Source organism: Streptomyces sp. CA-106110, from assembly GCF_050936285.1.
GTDB lineage: Bacteria > Actinomycetota > Actinomycetes > Streptomycetales > Streptomycetaceae > Streptomyces.
This window is the reverse complement of the sequence record NZ_JBNJNB010000001.1, coordinates 1893803-1917669: the sequence shown is the minus strand read 5'-3', so window position 1 is coordinate 1917669 and position 23867 is coordinate 1893803. Positions and strand designations below refer to the sequence as shown.

Sequence of the window (23867 nt, the reverse complement as noted above, 5' to 3'; positions counted from 1 at the left end):
CCGGACGGCGGCGGCGTGTTCGTTTCCCAGGCCTGGGTACCTGGGAGAAATGGTTACGATCTCTCTGGAAATGGCGGCCTCGGATGCGGCATGGGCAGTGACCGGCGCCTTCATCGGCGGCCTTGTCATCGCCGGTGTCCTGGTCTGGGCCATCCGGCTCGGTATCAAGGTGCGCGGTCGCGAACAGGGCCCCCAGCGGACCTCCCCGCAGCCCGCCCGGCCGGCTCCGGGGCCCGTAACGGAGTCCCGCGAGATGAGGGAGCCGGACGAGATGCCGCGTGCCGGGGACAAGGGCAAGCGCCTCACCCCCCATGAACTGCACGCCGGCGGCGGTAAGCGCAGCGAGGACCAGAGGCGCCCGCGCTGGAATTCGGGCTCCAGCGGCTCCTTCGGCAGCGGCGGTTCCGGCGCGAGCTGACGCCGGGGCGGTGCGTCGGCACCTGGCGCGGCCGAGTGCGGGTGATCACCACCGGGACTGTGCGGACACCTTCCGCGGCCGCCGGACTGCCGGGGCGAGCCTCGGTGTCGTCAGGGACCCGTCCGATGCGGCCGGTCTGCCTGCTCCGCGCGTTCGGCGTCCCTCTGCTTGATGCGTGCCGTTTCCTTGCGGACCTCGGCCTGAGTGGCGCGCTCCTTCTCCAGCCAGTCGGGCCGGTCCTGCTTCAGCGCCTCGATCTGCTCGGTCGTGAGAGGTTCCGTGACCCCGCCGCGCGCGAGACCCGAGATGGAGACCCCCAGCTTCGCCGCGACCACCGGGCGCGGGTGCGGTCCGTCGCGTCGCAGGTCGCGCAGCCACTCGGGCGGATCGGCCTGAAGTGCGTCCAGTTCGGCGCGCGAGACGACCCCCTCCTGGAACTCGGCGGGGGTGGCGGGGAGGTACACACCCAGCTTCTTCGCCGCAGTCGCGGGTTTCATCGTCTGGGTGGTCTGGTGCGACTTCATGGCTTCCAGAATATCCGCCGTGTGGGGGACGTCCGACCACGCCCGGTAACCTGGCGGCGTGACAGGCTCGGAAGTACCCCCTTCGTTCCGGCTCGCGTACGTACCCGGGGTGACGCCCGCCAAATGGGTGCGGATCTGGGACGAGCGCCTGCCCGATGTCCCGTTGACCCTGGTCCAGGTGCCGGCTGCAGAAGCGTCCGATGTGCTGCGCGCCGGCGAAGCGGATGCGGGGCTCCTGCGGCTGCCGGTCGACCGTACGGTCTTCAGCGCGATCCCCCTGTACACCGAGACGACCGTGGTCGTGATCCCCAAGGACCACCTCTTCGCGGCGGCGGACGAGGTGTCCCTCGAGGACCTGGCCGACGAGGTGGTGGTCCATCCCCTCGACGACGTCCTCGGTTGGGACCGGCCGCCCGGCGAGCCCGCCTTCGAGCGTCCCGCCACGACGGCGGACGCCGTCGAGCTCGTGGCGGCCGGGATCGGCCTCCTCGTCGTCCCGCAGTCCCTGGCGCGTCTGCACCATCGCCGGGATCTCACCTACCGGCCACTCGCCGACGCCCCGCAGTCGAGCGTCGCCCTGTCCTGGCCGGAGGAGGCGACCACCGATCTCGTGGAGGACTTCATCGGAATCGTCCGCGGACGGACGGTCAACAGCACACGAGGCCGCAACGCTCCGGCGGCACAGCCGAAGCGCCAGCAGTCCGACGCGGGCGCGGCCCGGCCGAAGCCCGCGGCGAAGAAGTCGACGGGCCGGAGCCCACGCACGGGGGCCAAAAGCCCGAAGGGTGCCAGAGGCGGCAAGCCCCGTCGCCGCTCCTGAGGCACTCCGCGGCACTTCTCCGGTAGACCTTCGGCTCGGCGGACGCCGCTCTGTCTCCGGCACGGATCCTCGTCGTCGGCGTACCTGGCGGCCGTCCGCGGTGACGGCTCGGACGGCCGCTACGGGGACGCCGCGGCAGAGCCCGTCAGCCAGTCGTACGCCGCCCGTGCCGTGAACTTCGCCTGTCCGCCGCGCACCAGCAGCCCCGCCCTCGCGAACGCCGGATGGTCGGCCTGGGCGGGGACGGAGGGGACGGCGACGCACCGCATTCCGGCGGCGTGCGCGGCTTCGGCGCCCGGCACGGCGTCCTCGAGGACCACGCAGTCGCCGGGTGACACGCCGAGGCGGCGGGCGGCCTCCAGGAAGACGTCCGGGGCCGGTTTGCCGTTCGCGACCTCGTCCGCCGAGACGGCCGTGCCGAACCAGGAATCCAGTCCCGTGCCCGACAGGACGGCCGCGATGGCCTCCGGTGACGAACCCGAGGCCACGGCCATCGGAACCCGGTCTCCGGCCAGCAGTTCCACGAGCTTCCGCATCTGCGGGTGGACCCGCGTGGAGGTGCGGGCCAGCTCCAGATAGCGGTCGTTCGTCTCGGTGAGCAGCTCGTCCAGCGGGGCACCGAGGCCGTAGCGCTGCTTGAACAGATCCAGCGTCTCCCGGGTGCTGATCCCGACGTACCGCTCGTGATTGGCCCAGGTGTAGTCGGTGACACCCCGTGCGGCGAGGAGTCGCCGGGCGGCCTCGAAATAGTTCGGCTCGCTGTCGACGAGGGTTCCGTCAAGGTCGAAGACGACCGCGAGGCCGCCGGGAGTGCTCATGGGGTCCAGGATGGCAAGGCGCGCTTCCGGGTCTCTGCGCGGGGCCGGGGTTCCCGGTGCCGGGCCGTCACGGTGCGGCGGCGCGGCCGATCGACTCCACCAGGGGCAGCAGCCGGTGCGGAACCCGCTCGCGCAGCGCCACCTCCGTGCGCGTGCGGACGACGCCGGGCAGGCTGATCAGTTTCTGGATGACGTCCTCCAGATGTTCGTTGTCCCGCGCCACCACTCTGGTCATCAGATCGCCGCCCCCGGTGATCGAGAACGCCTCGACGATCTCGGGGACGGCCGCGAGGGCATCGCCCACGTCGTCCAGGTGGCCCTGGGTGACCTCGATGTGCACGAAGGCCAGCACCGGATGGCCGAGGGCCGCCGGGGACAGCGAAGGGGTCGTGTCGGTGATCACGCCGTCCCGTTCGAGACGGTCCAGCCGGGCCTGCAGCGTGCCGCGGGCGATGCCCAGGATGCGCGCGTACTCGCGCACGCTGGTGCGCGGCTGCTCGAGCAGCAGGCGCAGGATGCGGGTGTCGAGCGCGTCCACGGCCATGATCCGTTGGCCTCCCTGTCACACGAGTCGATCTTCCGCGACTGTACCAATGGCGCAGTGATAGACGGTTCACTTGAGCCAATGCCGTCCTGATGCTTTTCTTGTGAGTATCAATGGCGCCGCGCAGCGCAGGACCGGTGACGTAGCCGGAATCCGTGCCCGCGGCGCCATTTCCACGTTCCGACGGCGGCGTCGGCATGCAGGCCGACATGGGATGGGGCGGACCTCCAAGGGTGAAGAAGATGTTCACGGCTCCCGACCCGGGGCTGTTCCGGCTGCGGATCTCGCTGCGCGCGGTGCTCGGCATCGGCCTGGCCGTGGCGGTCTGCGAGGCGGCCGGGCTGTCGCTGCCGGCCTCGATCACCGGTGGGCTCGCGGCCCTCCTCGCGCTGTTCACGGTCGCCGATCCCACCGTGCGCGGCCAGACGGTCACCACCGCGCTGCTGCCCGTCGTCGGGCTCCCCGTCCTCGCGCTGGCGAGCGCCCTGCACGGGATGCCGGCGGTTCGGGACGCGGTCTGGCTCGCGGTGGTCTTCGCCGGTGTGTACGCCCGCCGCTGGGGACCGCGGGGCCAGTCGCTGGGCACCTTCGCCTTCATGGCGTTCTTCACGGCCCAGTTCCTGCACGCGGTCCCGGGCCGGATCCCGGAGCTGTACGCGGCGGTGGCGCTGTCGCTCGTCACCGCGTCGGTGGTGCGGTTCGGCGTGTGGTGCGTCGAGCACCGTACGCCGCTGCCCGCCGCGCCCGCCCCGCTCGACGGGCTGGGCCTGGACCGGCCCACGACCCGCCTGGCGTTCCAGACAACGGCCGCCTGCGCCTTCGCGGTCGCCGTGGGCCAGGTGCTGTCGCACGAGCGCTGGTACTGGGCCGTCGGCACGGCCTGGTGGATCTTCGTGAACACCGCCTCGCGCGGCGAGACGCTGGTGCGCGGCTTCCGGCGCGTCGTCGGCACGGTGGCCGGCATCGTCGCGGGACTGGTGGCCGCCGTGCCGCTGCACGGTGCCCCCGTGCCCACGGCCGCGCTCATCGCCGTCTGTGTGTTCGGCATCTTCTACACGGCGGCACCGTCGTACAGCTGGATGATGTTCTTCGTCACCGTCATGGCGGGCCTGCTCTACGGCCTGCTCGGCGTCCTGCACCCCGGGCTGCTCGGCCTGCGCCTTGCGGAGACCGGTGCCGGCGCGCTCGGTGCCGCACTGGCCGTCGCCCTCGTCCTGCCGATCACCACCCACTCGGTCACCGACCGGTGGGTGCGCCGCGCTGTCCACGCCGTGCACGACTGCACCGCGGCGGCGGCACGGCGGTTCGCGGGCGACGCGCAGACGGACCTCGCGTCCCACGTGGCGGAGCTCGAAGCGCTGCTGGGACGTGTGCGCCTTACCCTCGCGCCCCTGGTGCACCCGCTCAATCCCCTGCGGGCGCGCAAGGCGCGGGCCCTTCAGGTGCTCGCCCTGCTCGATGAGTGCGCCCGGCGCACACGCGGCCTCGTCGCTGTCGCCGCCGACCCGGACGCCTCCCACGACGTCCGCCTGACGGCCGCGTGCCGACGCGTCGAGGCCGCGGTGGAGGCGCTGCTCGGCGCGGTCCCCGAAGGCGCCCTGACGACCCATGCGGGCGTCCCCGGCCACCACCCGGGCGCCGAACAGGCGCTCGGCCATCTGCACGGCCTGGAACGCGCCCTCGTAGCCCTGGCCGCACCGCTGTCCGGCTCGTCCCCGGCTCGGGCGTGACGTCCGTCGTCGCGCCGAGGCTCCGGAGTTTGGTCTAGACCTACTGCTACCGTCGTCCCGCAGGACGTCGGCGAGAGGGGACGGTAGTGGTGGACGGCGGCGCGCGGCGACGGGCCTACATCGGCTCGTTCACGACAGGGGGAGGGCGCGGCATCCTCGCGGCGGCCGTGGATCCGGACAGCGGCGCGCTGAGCGTCCTGAGCGCCATGGGCGAGGTGACCGACCCGTCCTACCTCGCGGTGTCCGGCGACATGCTGTACGCCGTCAGCGAGGCGGCCGACGGTGCGGTCGCCGCGTACCGACTGGACGGCGGCAGGCCCGAACTCACCGGTCCTCCGGTCCCCCTCGGCGGCAGCGGCCCCACGCATCTGAGTCTGCACGACGGTCACGTCCTGACCGCCAACTATGACTCCGGCAGCGTCACCGCCGTCCCGCTGCGCGATGACGGAACCCCGGACGACGGCGCCGTCACCGTTTTCCGGCATGAGGGGTCGGGTCCGGTCCCGCAGCGGCAGCTCTCCGCGCACGCCCATCAGATCCAGCCGGACCCGAGCGGCCGGTGGGTCGTCAGCGTCGACCTCGGCACGGACTCCGTGCGCGTGTGCGCCCTGGAGCCGGGCGCGGTCACGCTGCACCGCGAGATCCTGCTGCGCCCCGGGTCAGGGCCACGACACCTGGCCTTCCACCCGGACGGGACGCGCGCATACGTCCTCAATGAGCTGGCGCCGACCGTCACCGTGTGCCGCTGGGACGCCGGAGCCGGAGTGCTGGAGCCGATCGCCGAGACCTTCGTGCTGCCGGACGAACCCGCCGGCGACGCCTACCCGTCGGGGATCGTCGCCTCGCCCGACGGGCGCTTCGTGTGGACCGCGACGCGCGGACAGGACGTGCTGTCCGTGTTCGCCGTGGAGGAGAACGGACTGAGGCTGCTGACCACGGTGCCGTGCGGGGGTGCCTGGCCGCGCGCGCTCGCCCTGTGGCAGGGGTTCTTGTACGTCGCCAACGAACGGTCCGGGGACGTCACCTGGTTCGCCGTGGATCCCGCCACGGGGCTGCCGCGGCGATCCGGCTCGGTCGAGGCGCCTGCCGCGTCCTGCGTCGTCTTCGGCTGAACCGGGCGGCAACGCCGTCCGCAAGCGGTCCGGGCGGCGAGAGCCGCCCTCTCCGACGGGCTGTCACGGCGCCTCGGCTCACCGGGCCCGGCAGCGCGAAGGGCCCCCTCCATCGTGGAAGCGGGGCCCTTCGTCGTCCGGATGCGGGCCCGGCGGGGCTCAGCGGACCGGAGCGCCCTGCGCCTGCTGCGGGGCGATGCCCAGCGCCGTCGTGTACTTGGCCAGCGCCAGCTTGCCGATGGCCGGGTACGGGCCGAGCGCCTCGGCGGCGGGGCAGCCCGCTTCCTTGGCGGCCGCGTCCAGCAGCCCGGCCTCGAGCTCCGGGCCGATCAGGTACGGGGCGAGCGCCAGCTGCTGGGAGCCCGAGGACCGCAGCTGCTCGGCCACGGCCGTGATCGAGCCCTCCTGGTCCAGGGCCGCCGCCATCACCGGCACGGCGAGCCGCGCGGCGAGCAGCATGCCCGTGATCCCGGCCGCCTGCACGGCCTCCTCGCCACCCACGGAGGCGAGGATGATGCCGTCCGCCGCGGTCGCCACGGTGAACAGCCGGGCACGGTCGGCGCGGGCCAGGCCGGCCTCGGACAGGCGCACGTGCAGCGCCTCGGCAAGCAGCGGGTGCGGGCCGAGGGCATCGGTCAGATCGGCCGCGACACGGCTGTCCATGACCGCCTGCCGCACCCGGCGCAGCAGCGCGCTGTCCGGACCGGCCAGCAGGGGCACCACCACGGCCACGGGGCCATCGGGCTCCTTGGCCTCCGCACCGGCCGCGACGGCCTGCTCGTAGCGAGCGGTGCGCTCCTGGGCCGTGCGGGCGAGGACGGACTGCAGCGTGGGGAACTCGGAGTCGTCCCCGTCCAGGTAGCCGATCCGGGCGTCAAGACCGGGCAGCTCGGAACGCGCGATGCTCACGACCTCCTCGGCGAGGCTGCGCGTGGCGGCGCTGGGCGTGCCGGGCACCGCGAGGACGAGCGCGGGCGCGCCCTCGGGAGCCGCCAGCGGTTCCGGACGGCGGTGCCGCCCGGGCTGGCGGGGTCGCGGCATTCGTACAGGCAGGCCGGATGCGGGGCCAGTGGGGGAGCTCATGGCGCCGCATGCTACTCACTTTGTGGGCTCCCCTGTTCGGGGAGGGTGCAGGTGAGCGGTTTCCGTCCGGTTTTGTCTGATGAGTTACGTACGGATGAGAAACGAACGATACGGTCTGACTTTTTTCACCGCACACCGGGAACAACTTCCCTCTCCCGGCAAGGGGAATCAGTCGGCCTTTTCGGTCGCGCGACGCAGTGGATGTTCGTCGCGCGCCAGTTCGAGCGTGTTGTTTGCGGAAGCGAGTGCGATGCGTGCGGCTGCGTCCAGCGGGTCGCCCATCGCGGGGACCGGGCGCGCCGGAGGCAGGTGCCGCGCCAACTCCACGCGCACGGCACGAGAGGCGGCTCGCCCAGCCGGAAGAGGCCTCCGGGCAAGGCGACGTTGGGCCCGTCGGCAGCGGGACTCACGGCGGTTGCGCTCAGGTGCCCGGGCCCCGGCGCGTCGGCTGCCCGCTGCCACCGGGTCGGCGGCGGCGCGGACGGTGACCTCGGGCGCGAACGAAACCAGGACCGCCGGCCGGTCGGTGCGGGAGTGGAGCACGTCAGGCAGCCCGGTGACCCGGACGAACGTCGCCTGTGCCCGTGCCGGCAGGCACGGCGAGGCGCCGGGCGGCTTGTCGTGGGAGCGCAGCGCCGTCTCGAGCCCGTTCCGGCCGATCCATGCGCCGCCGCCAGCGTCGCCCGGCAGAGGCCCCGACTTTCCGCCCGGCGACGGATCTGCAGGTCCGTGCCGAGCACGGTCACACCGGTGCCGGGCGCGATCACGGCTCCCGGCTGTGCGCCGAGCGTGCCCGCGTAGGCGGTGACGGCGTCCGCGGCCCGCACGACTTTGCGGACGCCCGGGTTCCGGGCCAGGAGTGCGGCACGCAGGCCGTCGCCCAGGCCGGCCGGACCGGCGGCCCCGATCGCGGCGGTGCGCACCTCGGTGCTTCCTGCGGCAGCCTGCACCTGCCGTGTCCGCAGCAGGAGTTGGGCCGGAGGATGCCCGGCGCCCTGCCCGAGGGGACCGGTACGGACCGGCTCCCGTGAGACGAGCGGGGCCGGCGCCGCCGAGGCCCGACCACCGTGCGGGACGAGGACGACCCGCGGGCCGGGACCTTCGGAGTCCACCGCGAGAACGGCCGAGGGCTCGCCCGCCGCCGGGTCGTCCGCTAAACCCGGCGGTGTCACGGCAGGCGCCAGTCCACCGGTTGTCCGCCCTGCCTGATCAGGAGGTCATTGGCCCGGCTGAACGGGCGTGAGCCGAAGAAGCCCCGGTCCGCCGACATCGGAGACGGGTGAGCCGACTCGACCGACGGCAGTTCCCCCAGCAACGGCCGCAGATTGCGGGCGTCACGGCCCCACAGGACGGACACCAGAGGCTTTCCGCGCCCGGCGAGGGCCTTGATGGCCTGCTCGGTGACCTCCTCCCAGCCCTTGCCCCGGTGTGCCGCCGGGCGGCGCGGGGCCGTCGTGAGAGCCCTGTTGAGCAACAGCACGCCCTGTCGGGTCCATGGGGTGAGATCGCCGCTGGACGGCTGGGGCAGGCCCAGGTCGGTGTTGAGCTCCCGGAAGATGTTGATCAGGCTGCCCGGGAGCGGCCGTACCTCAGGAGCCACCGAGAAGGACAGCCCCACCGCGTGCCCCGGTGTGGGGTACGGGTCCTGGCCGACGATCAGGACGCGGACCTCGTCGAAGGGCTGCTGAAAGGCCCGCAGCACATGCGGGCCCGCCGGGAGGTAGGTACGTCCCGCGGCGATCTCGGAGCGTAGGAAGTCCCCCATCTCGGCGATCCGCCCGGCGACGGGCTCCAGTGCTTTCGCCCAGCCCGGTTCGACGATCTCATGCAACGGTCGTGGTGCCACGGGCGTCACCCTACTGCCGGGCACACACCGGCGATCAACCGGTGGCCCGACGGCGACCGGGAATGATCGCACGGTTGACGAACAGTGCCCGGTCTGGGCGGCCTTGACCGCGTGCTGTCGCCCTTTGGCGACGAGATCGCGTCCGTCCCGGGGAGGTTGGGCGTGGGAGGGTGACGGATCACCGGATCAAGCGATCACCGCCGCCCGGACACACAGCACGTCCGGCAGATGCGACGCCAACTGCTGCCAGCTGTCGCCGTCGTCCGCCGACGCGTACACCTCGCCGTTGCGGTTGCCGAAGTAGACGCCCGCCGGGTCGCCGTCGTCCGTGCACAGGGCGTCGCGCAGCACCGTGCCGTAGTGGTCCTCTCCGGGCAGCCCCCTGGTGAGCGGCTCCCAGCTTCTGCCCGCGTCCGCCGTACGGAAGACGCGACAGCGGCGGTCGGCCGGGACGCGGTCCGCGTCCGCGTTGATCGGGAAGACGTAGGCCGTGTCCCCGCGGTGCGGATGGGCGGCCGTGGCGAACCCGAACGTCGAGGGCAGACCTTCGCCGATGTCGGTCCAGTGGGCGCCCGCGTCATCGCTTCGGTAGACCCCCCAGTGGTTCTGCAGATAGAGCCGGTCCGGGACCGCCGCGTCCTGCGCGATCTTGTGCACGCACTGGCCGAACTCCGGATTGGGGTCGGGCAGGAACACCGCCGAGACACCGGAGTTGGACGGCTCCCAGCTCACGCCGCCGTCGCGGGTCCGGAAGACTCCGGCCGTCGACACGGCGACCGTCACCGCCTTCGGGTCCCGCTTGTCGGTGATCACGGTGTGCAGGCCCTCGCCGCCACCGCCGGGCACCCACTTGTCGCGCGTCGGGTGCTCCCACAGCGGACGCACGAGGTCGAAGCTCTCGCCCCGGTCCTCGGATCGGTACAGCGCGGCCGGTTCGGTGCCCGCGTAGACCACGTCCGGTTCGGCGGCCGCCGGGTGCAGCTGCCATACACGCTCCAGCGAAGCGCCCGTGTCCTTCGGGAACTTGACTGCGGGTTGCTTCGGCTCGGTCCAGGTGCGGCCCAAGTCGTCCGAGTGGAAGACGGACGGTCCCCAATGCGAGCTGTCCCCTCCGGCCAGCAGGCGCGGGATGTCGCCGCGGGTGTCGATGGCGACCGAGTACACGGCCTGTGCGTTGAAGTACGGACTCTCGTCGAACTCCCAGGCGCCGCCTCGCCGCCGTCCGATGAACAGTCCTTTTCGCGTGCCTACGGTGAGCAATACGTCGGTCATGCGACCACCTCCGAAACGCCGGTGTTCCAGACAGGGGCCAGTCTGCACCCAGGCACTGACAGCCACCCCCGGGACGATCGTCCATGCAGGTCAACCGCCGTGTTGCCGAGGAGCGCAGGGACAGTTGGCCGCGACGCGGAGCCGGCGGACCGGGCTCCCGGCAGCAGAGCCGGCCGCGGACGGCGACGCGTCGGCGGATACCCCGACTGAGCACCGGAGCGCCCCGGCCCGTATAGGAGTGCGGTCGGGAGGTGTCCGTGTGTGCGTGAGGAGGATGCCATCGATGAGGTGGCTGCCATCGATGACGGCGTTCCGCGGTCCCGGGGTGTGGCTGTGGCGGTGGCGCCGCAATCCGCTGCGGCGTCGCAGCGATGCGCTGGAGGCCTGGATCGTGCTGGCGGTCTGGTCCGTGACCGTGATCGGGGGAGTGCTGGCGGGACTTGCGGCGGCGCACTCGGTGGAGCGCGGCATGAACAGGGAGCGGGCCGAATGGCGCCCTGTCATGGCGCTGCTGACCCAGGACGCGCCGAAGTCGGCCGCCGCGAGCGCGGCCGGCGCGGAACGGGTGTGGGCCAAGGTGCGCTGGACGGGGACGGACGGCTCCTCCCACGCCGGCCGGGTGCGCGTGGCCGCGGGCAGCGCGACGGGTACCGCGGTCACCGTCTGGACGGACCGTGACGGCTCCCTGGTGACCGAACCCGCCACCGCGTCGCAGGCCCATGTACGGGCGGCCATGGTCGGTGTGCTGGTGGGGATGGGGGTGGCCACGGTCCCGTTCGTGGGCGGGCGCATGGTCCGGGAACGTCTCGAACGGCGCCGCATGGCGCAGTGGGACGAGGCCTGGGCGCGGTTCGGGTCGACCTGGGGACGGATGACCGGCTGACCCGCACGACCGAGCCCGGAGCGGTCGTACTTGGCCCGCCGGCCCCTGAGGCACGCACGGGTGGCCTACGACGTCCCGGGCGGCCGCCTCCAAAGGGCAACCCAGGTGGCCCGGTTCGAAGCGAACCGGGCCCTGCGCGAGGACCTGCGCAGGGACGGTCTAAATAATTTCGTCCCCGGGCTTGCCCGCGCCCTCCTCGCCACCACCGCCCGTCCGGCCGCCCGCCTCGGGGACGCCTGAACCGGCCTTCGAGGGCCCGTGGTTGAAGAGCAGGTTCAGCACGACCGCCGTCACGCAGCCCGCGCTGATCCCGCTGTTCATCACCGTCTGGAACCAGTCCGGGAACTTCTCGTACACCGTCGGCACGCCGACCGGCAGCATGCCGACCGCCAACGAGACGGCCACCACCGTCAGGTTGTGGTTGCCCTTGAAGTCCACCGTGGCCAGCGTGCGCAGCCCGCTCGCGGCGACCGTGCCGAACATCACCAGACCTGCGCCGCCAAGGACCGGCTCCGGTACGGCCGCGACCACAGCGCCCAGCTTGGGCAGCAGACCAAGCAGCACGAGCAAGCCGCCGGCCGCCGCGACCACCCAGCGGCTGCGCACCCGGGTCATTCCCACCAGGCCGACGTTCTGCGCGTACGCCGTGTACGGGAAGGTGTTGAACACTCCGCCGACGACCGTGGAGAGGCCGTCGGCCCGCAGACCGTCCGCGAGCGATCGCGGCTCGGCCTTCCGCCCGGTCATCTCGCCGACCGTGATGAGGTCGCCGGTCGTCTCGGTCATCGTCACCAGCGCCACCACGAGCATCGACACGACGGCGGAGGCGCGGAAGGCGGGCGTGCCGAAGTGGAAGGGGGTGCTGATCCCGATCCAGCCGGCGCCCCCGATGCCGCCGAAGTCGGTGAAACCGAAAGGCACCGCGACCGCGAGTCCCACCACGATTCCGATCAGCACCGCGATCCGGCTCAGGAACGGGGGCGCGAAACGCTGCACCCCGATCACCACAGCCAGCACGAAGGCCGCGAGTGCCAGGTTCTTCGGCTCCCCGAAGTCCTTCGAGCCCTGCCCGCCCGCGGCCCAGTTGCCCGCCACCGGCAGCAGCGAGATGCCGATGACCAGGATCACGGTGCCGGTGACGAGCGGCGGGAAGAAGCGCAGCAGCCTGCCGAAGACCGGCGCGATCAGCATGATGGCGATTCCCGCCACGATCACCGAGCCGTAGACGGCGGGCAGTCCACCGCCCGTCGTCCCGATCAGCACCATCGGGGAGACCGCGGCGAAGGTGCAGCCCTGCATGATCGGCAGCCGTGCGCCGAAGCGCCAGAAGCCGACGCACTGGATGAGTGTCGCGATTCCGCACACGAGCAGATCGACGGTGATCAGATACGCCAGGTCGGCGGCCGACAGCTTCATGGCGCCGCCCACGATCAGGGGGACGGCCACGGCGCCGGCGTACATCGCGAGGACGTGCTGGAGGGCCAGGCCCGCGAGTTGGCGTACAGGCGGTACCTCGTCGACGGGGTGGACGGGGGTGGTTGCCATGGGGGGAGAACGTAAGCCCCTTGAACAGGTTGCTGATTGCCGGCCGGTTGCCGCTCTGTGTCGTGAAGGACGGACGTCCTGGTCCGACGCTCAGCGCCCTGTGCCGTGTCCTTCGAGAGCGGTGGAGCCGGCGGCGGCCATCAGCGACGCCCAGTCCGGGAGCTTGACGACTCCCCGCCCCAGCGACGCGCCGAGCTCCGCCTCCGCCCGCTCGATCGCCAGCCACCCCGCCCACTCGACCGGGGCGAGTCCGTCCGCCCGAAGGGCCGGCAGCGCGTCCTCGGGGACCTCACGCCCCGCGAGGCCGGGCGCGTCCTCCAGCAGCGAGGTCACCGTCTCCTTGGCGCACGGCCGGTTCGTACCGATGACACCCGTGGGGCCGCGCTTGATCCACCCGGCCACGTACTCCCCCGGAGAGACCTCCCCTTCGCGCAGGACCCGTCCCGCCAGATGCGGCACGGTGCCGGTCCCCGCGTCGAACGGCAGCCCCTGAAGCGGGACTCCGCGATAGCCGACCGAGCGCAGCACCAGCTGCGCCTCGATGTCCTCGTACCGCCCGCTGCCCGTCACCCGGCCGGATCCGTCGGGGACCGTCCGCTCGAAGCGCACGGCGCCCACCCGGCCCCCGTCGGCAAGGAGTTCGACCGGACGAAGGAAGAAGCGCAGCCGGATCCGGCGCGGGGCGCCCCGTGGCGGTGCCGCGGCCCAGCCGCGCAGCACCTCGATGTTGCGGCGCAGGGCGGCGGGCAGCCCTGCGGGATCGGTGTAGGCCGGGTCGAGCGCCAGTTCCGCCTCGTCGACGACCACCTCGGTGTCGGGCAGTGCGCCCAGTTCGCGCAGTTCCTTGGTGGTGAAGCGGGCCTGCGAGGGTCCGCGCCGCCCCACCATGTGGATCTCGGTGACCTTGCTCTCGGCCAGCGCGGCCAGCGCCGCCTGTGGCATGTCGGTGGGGATCAGCTCGTTCACCCCGCGAGCGAGGATCCGGGTCACGTCGACCGCTACGTTCCCCACACCGATCACCACCGCGGTGCGCGCGCCGAGCACGAAACCGTCGGCGACGCAGTCCGGGTGTGCGCTGTACCAGGACACGAACTCGGTCGCCGACCAGCTGCCGGGCAGCTCTTCGCCCGGGATGCCGAGGTGACGGTCGGTCGCGGCGCCCACGCAGTAGACCACCGCGTGGTACAGCTCGCGCAGCCGTTCCGGCCGTACTCCGTCCGCGCCGACCTGGACACCGCCGAGGAACCGGATCCGCTCGTCCTCCATGACCGCGCGGAGATTGTTCTGCAGCGACTTGATCTTCTCGTGGTCGGGTGCCACCCCGTACCGGACCAGGCCGTACGGGCAGGGCAGCCGGTCGAGGACGTCGACGCGTACCTCTGGATCCTGCTGGACAAGGCTCTGGGCGGCGTACACCCCGCTCGGCCCGGAGCCGACAACGGCAACATGCAGCACGGCGGAACTCCCTCGTTGAGGAGATCGCTGGTGGCTCCAGCATTGCACCGCGCACGGCAGGACGGGAGAGGGCTGGCGGATGCGGCGCTGGGCCGACGGGGTGCGGTGCGCACCCCTGCCGTGCGTGGCTTTGGCATGGTATGCGATCAGTCGCTTACGTTGCGTTTATGCCCGAAGTGTCCCTTCAGGATTTTTCCGATCGCTTCGGATCGGATGGGGCGGTGTCCGTGCGGCCCGCGTGGGAAGTGCGGGAGCGCGAGAACACCATGACCTGGTTCGCCGTCCGGCTCGACCTGCCGGACGGGGGCTGTGTCGACGTCCTCGCGGTGGTGGCCGGCGGATGTGTGGCGATCGAAGAGGTGCGGGCCCAGCCCGGCCTCACACTGGACGACCTGTCGGCTCTCGCCGACTGGATCGAGGAACCGCTGCTCGAGGCATGCGGCATGGAGCCGGACCGTTCCCCCGTGCCCACCGGACCGCCGACGTGCGGTGAGGGGCCGGCCTGGCCGCGCGGCGTCGAGGGGCGGCGCCTGGTCGCCGAGGAGTACCTCGCGGCCCAGCACGCGGATACCGATCCGGTGTTCGCGGTGATGCGTGCGGCGGGGCGCAGCCGCCGCAGAGCGCTGAAGCTGATCGCCGAGGCGCGCGACGCGGGGCTTCTGGCGCCACGTCACGCCCGCTCCTGATCCGGTCGGTTGAGCATGAGCGCGGAGCACCGCCCGGACATCTGCGGCTATTTCGACGCCTTGTTCGTCTCCGGCTGACGGTTCTCCGTCGCGAAGAACCGCGACAGATCGGTGTCGTAGGCCGTGCCCACGCCTTCGGGTTCCGGAGGGCTGCCCATCTCCCAGTCGAGGCCGTACCGCTGGAAGAGCTCGGCCCGCAGCACCGGCAGCGGCATCGGCGCACCCGGCACCAGGGCCGCGTAGACCGCGCCCATCAACAGGGCGCGCAGCATCGGGTAGTCGGCGTCCGTGTCCGTCGAGCCGCGCCGCGTCACCGTGTCCCGCAACAGCTCCGCCAGCCGCTGCTGCTCGGGGCACTGCACGAATCCCTCGGCCTGCAGGATGCCCGCCATGTGCTGACGCATCAGAACGGTGTGGTGGACGGTGAGGCCCAGGACGGCGTCGACGGCCCGCGCCATCCGCTCCCGGCCGTCCTCGGTACGCGGCTCGCGCTCCAGGGCTTCTTCGAGGGTGCGGTGCATCAACCGGTGCACGGCCGACTGGAGGAGTTGCCGTTTGCCCGGGAAGTAGTACGACACCAGGCCCCGCGCGGAGCCGGCGCGGTCCGCGATGTCGGCGAGTGTCGTCGAGTCGTATCCGCGCTCGCTGACCAGTTCGATCGCGGCGTGCAGGAGCCGTTCGCGGGAACGCCGCCGCAATTCTTCATTGACCGAGGCGCTGCGCGGCGACATCCTGGACTCCTGCGTTGACTGGCTGTCAGCCAACTATACTCAGCGCATCCCGGTCCCGTTGCCCTCGGGTCGGTTCCGGGGTGGCGTCTGCCCTGGGCCACACGGGGGATGGTCCAGGGCGGACGCCGGAACTATCGCCCGCGCACCGCCTCACGCCAGATCAGCCGCGGAATGCTGGGCTTCACATCCCGTGTGACCACGCCCATCGCCCTGCGCACATACCGCCCGTCCACCAGTTCCCGCAGCATGGCCGCCGCGAGATCGGCCCGGGCCGTGAACACGCCGTCCGCACTGCCCTCCGCGACCACGTAGCGGGTGGGCTCGGGATGGTCGAAGAGACCGGACGGGCGTGCGACGGTCCAGTCCAGCGGGGTGTCACGCAGCACCCCCTCCATGCGGCGCATGTCCTCGTGCGCGGTGCGGGCGATGACCCGGTTCACATACGGGTCCAGCACGTGGTTGAAGAAGAAGGCCCCGCTGGGCCGCCAGGCCGGGTCGAGGACGCTGGAGCTGACCGCGACCAGCCGCTTCACACCGTGCCGCCCCATCGCGTCGGCGATGTTCCGGGCCGCCGTCGAATAGAGGGTGACCGGTGCCCGCCCGGGCCGCACCCCCAGCGCGGACAGTACGGCGTCGGCGCCCTCGATCACCGCGTCGACCGCACCCGCGTCGGTGGCGTCGGCATCGGCCATGGTCAGCCCCGCGCGCCCGGCCATCGGATGCGGCCGGCGGGTCACCGCCGTGACCTCGTTCCCGTCCGCCAGTGCCTGGGCGACCAGTTGACGGCCGGTGGGTCCGCCCGCTCCGAAGACGACGATGCGCATGACGTGTTTCCTCTCGATGGTCGGTTCGTGCCTTGACAGTGGCGCTCGAGGGCCGGGATATTCAACGCTGATGAATAAATCCCGCGGTCGGCCGCCGGGCCGCCCCGCCACCAGAGCCCGTATCACCGGGGTCGCCCGCACCCTCTTCCTGGAGCGGGGCTACCAGGGCACGACGCTGCGCGCGATCGCCGCCGAGGCCGAGGTGGACGTGGCGCTCATCGGCTACCACTTCGGTTCGAAGCAGGGTCTGTTCGGCGAGTCGATGAATTTGCGCTGCGGACAGTCGAACGCGATCGTGAGCGCCCTGGACGGTGATCAGGCGGGGCTCGCCGACCGCCTCCTGGACGCCGTCACCGCCCTGTGGGAGGACCCGTCCGGCAGCGGATTCGCGGCGATGGACGGCACGGCGCTGCGGGACGAGGACGTGATGCGGGTGTTCCGCGAGTTCCTGGAGCGCGAGATCCTCGGCCGGATCGCGAGCCATCTCGGCGGTCGGGACGCCACGGACCGGGCCACGGCAGCTGTCGCCGTGCTCGGCGGCCTGATCTTCACCCGCTATCTGAACCCGCTCGGCCCGGTGCAGGCACTGGACGCCGCGGATGTACGACGGATCCTGGGTCCGCCCCTGCGCGCCGCCCTGAGCGGCCACCGGCGCAGGACGAGGCCTGCGGCACAGCTGTCGCAGAGGAGCCGGCCCGTCCCTAGAGTGGGCACGAGTCCCAAGGAGGCATGACGCACATGGGTGAAGACCAGATCCTGGCAAGGATCACGGCGATGGTGGACGAGGAACGCGGCCTGCGTGAGGCGGTGTCGTCCGGCCGGATCGACAGCTCCACCGAGCACGCACGGCTCGTCGAGCTGGAACAAGCGTTGGACCAGTGCTGGGACCTGCTGCGCCAGCGCCGCGCGAAGGCCGAGTTCGGCGAGAACCCGGACGAGGCGCGTGTCCGGCCGGCGTCCGAGGTCGAGGGCTACCAGGGCTGAGACGGGGGCGGGGTCAGCCGATCAGGCCCAGCACGGGGCGGAGCCCGTCCGGCCGCTCGGTCACCGGGCGATGGTCGACGAAGTGCACCGCACAGCCGAGCGCCGCGGCCCCGCCGTCCGCCCGTCGGTTGTCGCCGACCATGAGCGTGTCCTGCGGGGCGACACCGAGCGCGTCGCAGGCCAGGGCGAACAGCCGGGCGTCCGGCTTCTGGATGCCGTGCTCGTATGACAGCACGTATGTGTGGACGTACGGGTCGACGCCGTGCTCCCGGAAGACCGGCCGCAGGTCCCAGCCGATGTTGCTGACCACGCCGACGGCCACTCCGCGTCCGTGCAGGGCGCCGAGCACCTCGGCGGCGTCAGGGTAGAGCCGCCAGGCGGCAGGTCTCATATGGCGGTCGTACAGCACGCCATGGAGTCGCGGGTCCGGCAGCGGCACCCGACGGGACAGGCCGGTGTACGCGGCCCGGTGCGCCTCGGCGCTGCGGTCCCGGTCGGCCCACAGCGCGGCGAGGTCTTCCGGCAGCGGCCCTTCGGGGAAGGAACCACCGGCCAGTGCGCCCGCCGACTCCAGCAGCTCGGCCGTGCGCACCAACTCGGCCTCGGGCAGGGTGACACCGGCTTCCGCCAGTGCCGCGCGCAGCCAGGATTCGGCCGACTCGATACGGAACAACGTTCCGGAGAAGTCGAAGAGCACACCTTTGATCGCCATGGGGACGATGTTTCGCGACCCGCTGTGCACGCGTCAAGAACGCCCCGCCCGCCTGGTCGTGTTCTTCTCCGCTCCGCCCCACCGCTCATAGGACGCCATGGCGAGCACGACCAGCAGCGCCCCGAACAGCCAGCCGCCCAGCACGTCCGACGGCCAGTGCACGCCGAGCCAGACCCGGGTCAGGCCGACCCCGATGACGGAGACCACCGCCACGGTCAGCGCCGTGCACCACAGCACGCCCCTGGCGCCGTACCGGCGAAGAACCCACAGCAGCAGCCCGCACACGAGAGCCGCCGTCATCGCGTGACCGGAGGGGAAGGCCCCGTTGTGCACTACGTCGAGTGGGTCGGGCCACTCGGGGCGTGCTCGGCCGATGGCCGCCTTGGCGACGTTCTGCGCGACCGCGCCCAGCGCGCAGGTGGCCGCCACCCACAGGGCGAGCCGGCGGTCCCGCTGCCGCCACAGGAGCCAGAACACCGCGACCGCGCACAGGATGCGCATGGTCGCCGGGTCCCACACCCAGTCCGTGAGGAGGCGGGCCGTGCGTGTGAGGACCGGGTTGTCGAGCGCCCAGCCGTGCATCGTGCGCGCGATGTCCGCGTCCAGCGCCACGAGCGGGTGCCAGGGGATGGTCACCAGCACCAGAAGCAGCAGCGACGCGCAGCCCAGGGCCGTGGCGGCGACTTCCGCACCTCGCGGGGCCGGGCGCCGGATCGGTGAGTCGACGGGCAGGGGCTGCATACCCTGATCCTCGCCCCTGTGCGGGCCTTCCGGTCAACGGACACGGCGCCCGTGTGACCCGGGCGCCCGGTTCACCCCAGTGCCCGCAGCCCCGGTACGAACGCCACCAGCACCGGGATCACCGGAACCAGTGCCGCGGTCGCCGTCAGCCGCAGCCGCTGTGCCGCCGGCAGCCGGTCCGGGGGCGTGAGGAGACGGTGGACACGATGCGGAACATGGGCCTGCGGGGTGGGACAGGGCCCGAAGACGCCCCGGTCCTCGTTGAGTTCGACCAGGGCGAGAGCCGTGGTGAGGCGGCCGTGGCGGCGCGAGGCCATGTCGTCGGCGGCCAGTTCGACCAGCCGGTGCATCTCGTCGCGGAACGCTGCGAAGACCGGCACCTGGGGAAATCCGTTGGCCAGCGCGGCCGAGGAGTGCAGCAGCCAGTCGTGGCGGGCCCGCGCGTGCCCCTGCTCATGGGCGAGCACCGCGTCCAGCTGCTTGCCCTTCAGTCGGCGCAACGCCTCCGTGGTGACGACCAGTTGGGGCGTGGCGCCGGACAACCACCAGGCCTCCGCACGCTCTCCCTCCAGGACCACCAGCCGGTCCCTGCGGGTCTCCTCGCCGGGCAACAGCGGGGCTCGTACGAGCAGTTCGGCCCTGCTCTGCCGACGCCGGGCCCGCGCCCTGGCGACCTCGCGGACCAGCATCGCCGCGCTCCACGCCCCGCCGCACGCCAGTGCCACGGCGGTGGCAGCGGCCCACATGCTCCCGGAACCCAGCGCGTAGGCGTCCACGACCGAGACCGGCGCGGTGGCGAACACATGGTCCCTCACGGCCGCCCAGGCGGCGGCCGCGCTCAGCGTCATCGACAGCGCGCAGCACACCAGAACCGCCGCCACCACGCACTGCCACACCCACAGGGCGACCACCGGTTCTCGGTCCGGCCAGTCCGCCCGGGCGAGCAGCCGCGGAGCGAGAACGGCGGTCAGGGCGCCGAGCAGCAGCAGTGCCGCGGGGACCATCATGGGCCGAAGCCTATGAGCCGGGTGTCGTCATGGGGTACGTACTGTCGCGGCAAAGTGACGTACGCCACCGTCGGCGACGGGACCGGGCGGAGTTCACCACGGCACCAGAGGCCGGTCGCCCGGGCGCCGGAGGCCGGTCGCCCGGGCGCCGGAGGCAGTTCGCCACGGCACCGGCCGGCAGTCCGCCTCGGCGCCGGGGAAGGACGGGTCTTCTTCGCGCGTGGCGCCGTCAGAGCGCGATGCGCCCTGGTCAGAGGGTGAGGAGCATCGCCAGCATCGCGATGGCCATCGACAGCCGGCAGGCGCGTGCCAGTTCCTGTCGGTCGCCCCAGCCGACGAGGCGTGCGCCCCCGGCCCCGGCCGTCGCCGCGACCGGCACCAACCGCGCTCCGGACCACAGCACGTACATCGCGAAGTAGAGGAGGAGAGCACCGGTGACCGGGGCGATGCCGCTGTGGCCGTGGTGTCCAGGAGAGGAGACCATCGCCGCCGCCATGTACGCCATGGCGAACGCTCCCACCAGGTGGTGCAGGTGGTGGCCGCCGCTACGCGCGGCCCACAGGGTGCGCACGGCCGCGCCCCCGAAGACCACGACGTAGGCGATCAGGGCCCAGCGGGGCGGCGCGGCCACCGTCGTGGGCACGGCCATCGCGGCCATGCCGAACCCCATCAGCGCCTCGCCGCCCGCGGCCCGGCGCTGTTCCTCGACGGCGCTGCGCATGCGCAGCAGACAGTAGGCCCCGGTCGCCGTGCACAGCGCGACGAGCAGCCAGCCGGGTGACGACGGTCCGTGCACCGCGCACCTCCCCCGTTCGACGGTCTCGGACAGTCGCTGGAGGCATTCCCGTCACGGATGGTGCGCAAGCGAGCGCACAGGGGTACAGGGGGAGCGCGGGAGGCTCGAGCCGCAGGCCAGGGCCGCGGTCCCAGAAATCATTTACGAGTAAAACACCTGCTAAACTTGCCCTCATGAGCAGTGCGAACCGCCGATCCTCCCGAGTGCGTCCGCTTCCCCTGTCCGGTCTCCTGCGCCTCGGCAGGCCCTCCGACATCTGGTTCAAGCCCGCGCTGAGCGTGGTCGCCGGGGTCGCACCGCCGAACCTCACCCTGCTCGCCCTGGGCCGCCTCGATCTCGCGGCGTACACGATGGCGGGCTCGCTCTGCGCCCTCTACGCGCACAACCGCCCGTACTCGGCCCGGGCGGGGATCCTCATCCGGGTCGTCCTCGCCATGGTGAGCGGCCTGGCCGTCTCCCTGGTCGCGGCGTCGCTGACTACGGACCCGGTGGTGCTGGTCACCGTCGGCGCCCTGCTCGCGGCGGTCCACAAGGCGCTGTGCGACGCGACCCGTCTCGGCCCCCCGGGCAATGTGATCTTCACCTTCGTCACCTCGGCGGCCCTGTCCGTGCCGCAGTCCCTCGGCCAGGTGCCGGGCCATGTCGCCCTCGCCGCAGCGGCTGGCGCCTGGTCCTGGATCGTGGGCATGGCCCCCGGTCTGCTGCGGCCCCACGGCCCCGAGCGCCGGGCCACCGCCCACGCCCTGAGCGCCGCCGCCGCGTTCGCGGCGACCGGTGAAACCGCCGCCCGGGCCGGTGCCGCGGCCGCCGTGCACACCGCCTGGCAGTCACTGCTGTCCACCGGCGCCCGCTCCGTGCCCCGGCGTGCCCTGGAACGGCTCCTCGTCCGGGCCGAGGTGGCGCTCGCGGCGCCCGCGGACACCGACTCCGAGCGACTGCGCGCCTGGGCCCGCGCACTGCGGGGCACCGGGCCCGTTCCGCGGCCGGACGACCTCGGCGAGGCTGCCGACGAACTCCTCGGCGTGGAACTCGAACTCGACAGCCCGCCGCGCCCGCTGCACCACAGGCTCGCCCCGCTCGCCCCCCTCGTCCTGCGCACCGCGCTCGGCTGTGCCCTCGCCGGATACGTCTCGCTCGCACTCGGCGTCGGCCGCCCGTACTGGGCGCTGGTCACCGCCGCCTCGATCTACCAGGCCAACGTCACCCTCACCTGGCGCCGCGGCATCCAGCGGGTCGTCGGCAACCTCGTCGGGGTCCTGCTGTTCGCCGCCGTCGCCCCGGTCGCCCATCTGAGCCAGCTGGCCCTGGTGCTGTGCGGTCTCGCCTTCAACTTCGGCGCCGAGGCGCTGATCAGCCGGAACTACTGGATCGGCAGCGTCTGCGTGACGCCGATGGCCCTGCTCATCACCGAGTTCGGCCACCACCAGGAGCCGGGCGCGCTGATGGCCGACCGGGTCGTGGACACCCTCATCGGGGCGCTGGTCGGCTTCGCCGCCGCGATCGCCGTCACCAACCGGCGCGCCGGTGACCGTATCGAAGACGCCCTCGCCGCAGTGGAGCGGACCCGTGAGCGCGCCGCCCGCGTGCTTGTGGCGGACCCCCCCGAGCCGGCGGACCTGGAGGGGGCGCGCCGCGCTCTGGCCGCCGCCGTCGTGGACCTGCGCGCCGCGGTCGACGCCGCCTCCGGCGAATGGTGGCAGCGCGCCCTGCCGGAGGAGCGAGTGCTGCGCGCCGAGCAGGACGGGCACCGTACGCTCGCCGCGACGGTACGACGGCAGGGACTGCACACCTCGGAAGGCGTACGGGCATGACGGCAGGGACTGCACACCTCGGAAGGCGTACGGGCATGACGGCAGGAAACGGAGGGCCGGGGACCGGAGCCGCCGGGCGGCAGGACACGGGCGACGGCGCGGAGGGACCGCGGCACGCGGACGCCGGGGCCGTCGGGCAGCCGCCCAGGCGTGCCCCTGCGGACGACATCGTCGCGGCCGTGGTGCGCCAGTGGCACGCGGTCCGGCCCGATGTCGACACCGGGCCCATGGAGATCATCGGCCGCGTCAACCGCTGTGCCGCCCTGCTCCAGCAGGCGGAGGACGCGCCGCTGCGCCGGGTGGGGCTGACCCGGCCCGAGTTCGACGTACTCGGCACCCTGCGGCGCACCGGCCACGAGCTGACGCCCGGTGAGATCGCCCGCGAGACCTTCTCCTCCGGTGCCGCCGTCACCAAACGCCTCAAGCAGCTGACCGAACGCGGCCTGGTCGAGCGGCGCGGCGACACCCGGGACCGCCGGGTGGCCCGTGTCCACCTCACCGACGCGGGCCACGACCTCGTCGACGGCATCCTGCCCGAGCAGCTCTCCTACGAGAGAGCCGCGCTGTCCGGTCTCGACGCCGACGGTCAGCGCGAACTGGCCGCACTGCTGGGTGAGTTGCTCGTCCAGCTGGAAGGCCGGCTCGGCGCTCCGCGCGGCTGACCGCGCACCGCCACGGGGGCGCCCGACAGCGCCTAGTCCTCGGCCTCCGGGCCCTCCGTGTACACGCCGAACACGGCGCCCTGCGGGTCCTTCAGGACGGCGATGCGGGGACCGTCGGGGACCGATATCGGTTTCGTCTGGACGCTCGCACCCGCCTGCGCCGCCGCGGACACCGTGGTGTCCACGTCCTCCACCGCGAAGTAGGGCAGCCAGTGCGGCGGCACCTCGGCGGCGAACCGGTCGTCCATCGTCAGCATGCCGCCGAAGTCGGCGTCGTCGATCCCCCACTGCGTGTATTCCTCGGAGGCGTTCACGCTCCAGCCGAAGACCGTGGTGTAGAAGTCGGTGACCCTGTCGGGTTCCCGGGTCAGCAGCTCCACCCAGCCGAGCGAGCCGGGCGCGTTGAACAGCCCCGCACCGGGAAAGGTCCGCTGCTGCCACATCTGGAAGGCAGCGCCGCCCGGGTCGCGCGCAACCGTGAAACGGCCCGCGTCGAACACGTCCATCGGCCCGAGGATCACCGTGCCGCCGGCCGCCCGCACCGCTTCCGCCGCCGCCTCCGCGTCGGTCACCGCGAACGACACGTTCCAGGCGACCGGCTGTGACTCCTGGTACAGCGGCGAGAGGGCCGCGACCGCCGCGTCGCCGAGATGCGCGACCGTGTACCCGCCCGCCTCCTGACGGGGATCCGTCTCCGGCCGCCAGCCGAACAGGTCGGCGTAGAACCGCTTGGCCGCCTCCATGTCGCTGGTACCGAGCTCGGTCCAGCAGGGTCCTCCGGGCACCGGTTTCTCGAGCCTCATGACGTGCCTCCCACCGCTCGCGTCCCCTTCAGAGGCTAGTCCCGCACACGGCCGGAGGCA

The 23867-nt window shown here is 72.5% G+C and carries 26 protein-coding genes; 11 read left to right on the top strand and 15 right to left on the bottom strand.

The window, feature by feature from the left end; all coding sequences use genetic code 11:
* The first annotated feature begins 49 nt into the window (after positions 1-49).
* On the top strand, positions 50-418 hold the full coding sequence (locus ACQEXA_RS08935; RefSeq protein ID WP_432935406.1) for a DUF6479 family protein: 369 nt from the start codon (positions 50-52) through the stop codon (positions 416-418).
* Positions 419-528: 110 nt separating this feature from the next.
* Here the strand turns inward: ACQEXA_RS08935 and ACQEXA_RS08930 are convergent, their stop codons facing one another.
* Positions 529-942: a DUF5997 family protein gene (locus ACQEXA_RS08930; protein WP_432935408.1), complete on the bottom strand. Its 414-nt coding sequence runs from the start codon at positions 940-942 to the stop codon at positions 529-531.
* A gap of 58 nt (positions 943-1000) precedes the next feature.
* Between ACQEXA_RS08930 and ACQEXA_RS08925 the strand changes: the two genes are divergently transcribed.
* Positions 1001-1762, top strand: coding sequence for a LysR family substrate-binding domain-containing protein (locus ACQEXA_RS08925; protein ID WP_432935410.1), 762 nt, complete (start codon positions 1001-1003; stop codon positions 1760-1762).
* 119 nt (positions 1763-1881) lie between these two features.
* Here the strand turns inward: ACQEXA_RS08925 and ACQEXA_RS08920 are convergent, their stop codons facing one another.
* Both ACQEXA_RS08920 and ACQEXA_RS08915 read right to left on the bottom strand, forming a co-directional pair.
* A complete protein-coding gene (locus tag ACQEXA_RS08920; RefSeq protein WP_433129308.1) occupies positions 1882-2580 on the bottom strand; it encodes an HAD family hydrolase in 699 nt (232 codons plus the stop codon).
* Between the two features lie 67 nt (positions 2581-2647).
* Positions 2648-3124, bottom strand: a complete 477-nt coding sequence (locus tag ACQEXA_RS08915) for an Lrp/AsnC family transcriptional regulator (RefSeq protein WP_433129306.1) — start codon at positions 3122-3124, stop codon at positions 2648-2650.
* A 242-nt stretch (positions 3125-3366) separates the two neighbouring features.
* On the opposite strand from ACQEXA_RS08915, the gene ACQEXA_RS08910 reads away from it, so the two are divergent.
* Positions 3367-4854, top strand: coding sequence for an FUSC family protein (locus ACQEXA_RS08910; protein WP_432935414.1), 1488 nt, complete (start codon positions 3367-3369; stop codon positions 4852-4854).
* Positions 4855-4940: 86 nt separating this feature from the next.
* Positions 4941-5966, top strand: coding sequence for a lactonase family protein (locus ACQEXA_RS08905; RefSeq protein ID WP_432935416.1), 1026 nt, complete (start codon positions 4941-4943; stop codon positions 5964-5966).
* 159 nt (positions 5967-6125) lie between these two features.
* On the opposite strand, the gene ACQEXA_RS08900 is transcribed toward ACQEXA_RS08905, so the two are convergent.
* Positions 6126-7049, bottom strand: a complete 924-nt coding sequence (locus ACQEXA_RS08900) for a sirohydrochlorin chelatase (RefSeq protein WP_433129304.1) — start codon at positions 7047-7049, stop codon at positions 6126-6128.
* Positions 7050-7711: 662 nt separating this feature from the next.
* Here ACQEXA_RS08900 and ACQEXA_RS08895 point away from each other — a divergent pair.
* The gene (locus ACQEXA_RS08895) at positions 7712-8080 is read left to right on the top strand and encodes a hypothetical protein (RefSeq protein ID WP_432935420.1); all 369 of its coding nucleotides are present in this window, start codon (positions 7712-7714) and stop codon (positions 8078-8080) included.
* A 137-nt stretch (positions 8081-8217) separates the two neighbouring features.
* On the opposite strand, the gene ACQEXA_RS08890 is transcribed toward ACQEXA_RS08895, so the two are convergent.
* Positions 8218-8895: a uracil-DNA glycosylase gene (locus ACQEXA_RS08890; RefSeq protein WP_432935422.1), complete on the bottom strand. Its 678-nt coding sequence runs from the start codon at positions 8893-8895 to the stop codon at positions 8218-8220.
* Between the two features lie 186 nt (positions 8896-9081).
* Positions 9082-10167, bottom strand: a complete 1086-nt coding sequence (locus ACQEXA_RS08885) for a WD40/YVTN/BNR-like repeat-containing protein (RefSeq protein ID WP_359402458.1) — start codon at positions 10165-10167, stop codon at positions 9082-9084.
* A gap of 283 nt (positions 10168-10450) precedes the next feature.
* Here ACQEXA_RS08885 and ACQEXA_RS08880 point away from each other — a divergent pair, with 283 nt between their 5' ends.
* Positions 10451-11050, top strand: coding sequence for an Rv1733c family protein (locus ACQEXA_RS08880; protein WP_433129302.1), 600 nt, complete (start codon positions 10451-10453; stop codon positions 11048-11050).
* A gap of 159 nt (positions 11051-11209) precedes the next feature.
* Here the strand turns inward: ACQEXA_RS08880 and ACQEXA_RS08875 are convergent, their stop codons facing one another.
* Together ACQEXA_RS08875 and ACQEXA_RS08870 are read right to left on the bottom strand one after the other, a co-directional pair.
* Complete coding sequence (locus ACQEXA_RS08875) at positions 11210-12595, bottom strand: nucleobase:cation symporter-2 family protein (protein WP_433129300.1); 1386 nt, start codon at positions 12593-12595, stop codon at positions 11210-11212.
* A gap of 90 nt (positions 12596-12685) precedes the next feature.
* Positions 12686-14050 carry an FAD-dependent oxidoreductase gene (locus ACQEXA_RS08870; RefSeq protein WP_432935428.1) on the bottom strand — a complete coding sequence of 455 codons (1365 nt, stop codon included), beginning with the start codon at positions 14048-14050 and terminating at the stop codon, positions 12686-12688.
* 221 nt (positions 14051-14271) lie between these two features.
* On the opposite strand from ACQEXA_RS08870, the gene ACQEXA_RS08865 reads away from it, so the two are divergent.
* Positions 14272-14736 (top strand): DUF6214 family protein, encoded by a 465-nt coding sequence (locus ACQEXA_RS08865; RefSeq protein ID WP_432935430.1) that lies wholly within the window; start codon positions 14272-14274, stop codon positions 14734-14736.
* A 47-nt stretch (positions 14737-14783) separates the two neighbouring features.
* On the opposite strand, the gene ACQEXA_RS08860 is transcribed toward ACQEXA_RS08865, so the two are convergent.
* Together ACQEXA_RS08860 and ACQEXA_RS08855 are read right to left on the bottom strand one after the other, a co-directional pair.
* The gene (locus tag ACQEXA_RS08860) at positions 14784-15467 is read right to left on the bottom strand and encodes a TetR/AcrR family transcriptional regulator (protein ID WP_432935432.1); all 684 of its coding nucleotides are present in this window, start codon (positions 15465-15467) and stop codon (positions 14784-14786) included.
* Positions 15468-15598: 131 nt separating this feature from the next.
* The gene (locus tag ACQEXA_RS08855; RefSeq protein ID WP_432935434.1) at positions 15599-16291 is read right to left on the bottom strand and encodes an NAD(P)-dependent oxidoreductase; all 693 of its coding nucleotides are present in this window, start codon (positions 16289-16291) and stop codon (positions 15599-15601) included.
* Positions 16292-16361: 70 nt separating this feature from the next.
* Here ACQEXA_RS08855 and ACQEXA_RS08850 point away from each other — a divergent pair, with 70 nt between their 5' ends.
* Positions 16362-17024: a TetR family transcriptional regulator gene (locus ACQEXA_RS08850; protein ID WP_432935436.1), complete on the top strand. Its 663-nt coding sequence runs from the start codon at positions 16362-16364 to the stop codon at positions 17022-17024.
* 5 nt (positions 17025-17029) lie between these two features.
* Positions 17030-17275: a DUF2630 family protein gene (locus ACQEXA_RS08845; RefSeq protein ID WP_359402547.1), complete on the top strand. Its 246-nt coding sequence runs from the start codon at positions 17030-17032 to the stop codon at positions 17273-17275.
* Positions 17276-17288: 13 nt separating this feature from the next.
* Here the strand turns inward: ACQEXA_RS08845 and ACQEXA_RS08840 are convergent, their stop codons facing one another.
* The 4 genes from ACQEXA_RS08840 to ACQEXA_RS08825 all read right to left on the bottom strand — a co-directional run bounded on the left by ACQEXA_RS08840 (position 17289) and on the right by ACQEXA_RS08825 (position 20531).
* Entirely contained in the window at positions 17289-17987 is a 699-nt protein-coding gene (locus tag ACQEXA_RS08840; RefSeq protein ID WP_432935438.1) for an HAD family hydrolase, read from the bottom strand.
* 33 nt (positions 17988-18020) lie between these two features.
* Positions 18021-18728 (bottom strand): phosphatase PAP2 family protein, encoded by a 708-nt coding sequence (locus ACQEXA_RS08835; protein ID WP_432935440.1) that lies wholly within the window; start codon positions 18726-18728, stop codon positions 18021-18023.
* Between the two features lie 71 nt (positions 18729-18799).
* A complete protein-coding gene (locus ACQEXA_RS08830) occupies positions 18800-19735 on the bottom strand; it encodes a M56 family metallopeptidase (protein ID WP_433129298.1) in 936 nt (311 codons plus the stop codon).
* Positions 19736-19985: 250 nt separating this feature from the next.
* Positions 19986-20531 (bottom strand): DUF5134 domain-containing protein, encoded by a 546-nt coding sequence (locus ACQEXA_RS08825; protein ID WP_433129296.1) that lies wholly within the window; start codon positions 20529-20531, stop codon positions 19986-19988.
* A gap of 173 nt (positions 20532-20704) precedes the next feature.
* Between ACQEXA_RS08825 and ACQEXA_RS08820 the strand changes: the two genes are divergently transcribed.
* A complete protein-coding gene (locus ACQEXA_RS08820; RefSeq protein ID WP_432935446.1) occupies positions 20705-22342 on the top strand; it encodes an FUSC family protein in 1638 nt (545 codons plus the stop codon).
* Positions 22343-22377: 35 nt separating this feature from the next.
* Positions 22378-23004: a MarR family winged helix-turn-helix transcriptional regulator gene (locus ACQEXA_RS08815; protein ID WP_432935448.1), complete on the top strand. Its 627-nt coding sequence runs from the start codon at positions 22378-22380 to the stop codon at positions 23002-23004.
* 32 nt (positions 23005-23036) lie between these two features.
* On the opposite strand, the gene ACQEXA_RS08810 is transcribed toward ACQEXA_RS08815, so the two are convergent.
* Positions 23037-23807 (bottom strand): VOC family protein, encoded by a 771-nt coding sequence (locus ACQEXA_RS08810; protein WP_432935450.1) that lies wholly within the window; start codon positions 23805-23807, stop codon positions 23037-23039.
* Positions 23808-23867 lie beyond the last annotated feature (60 nt).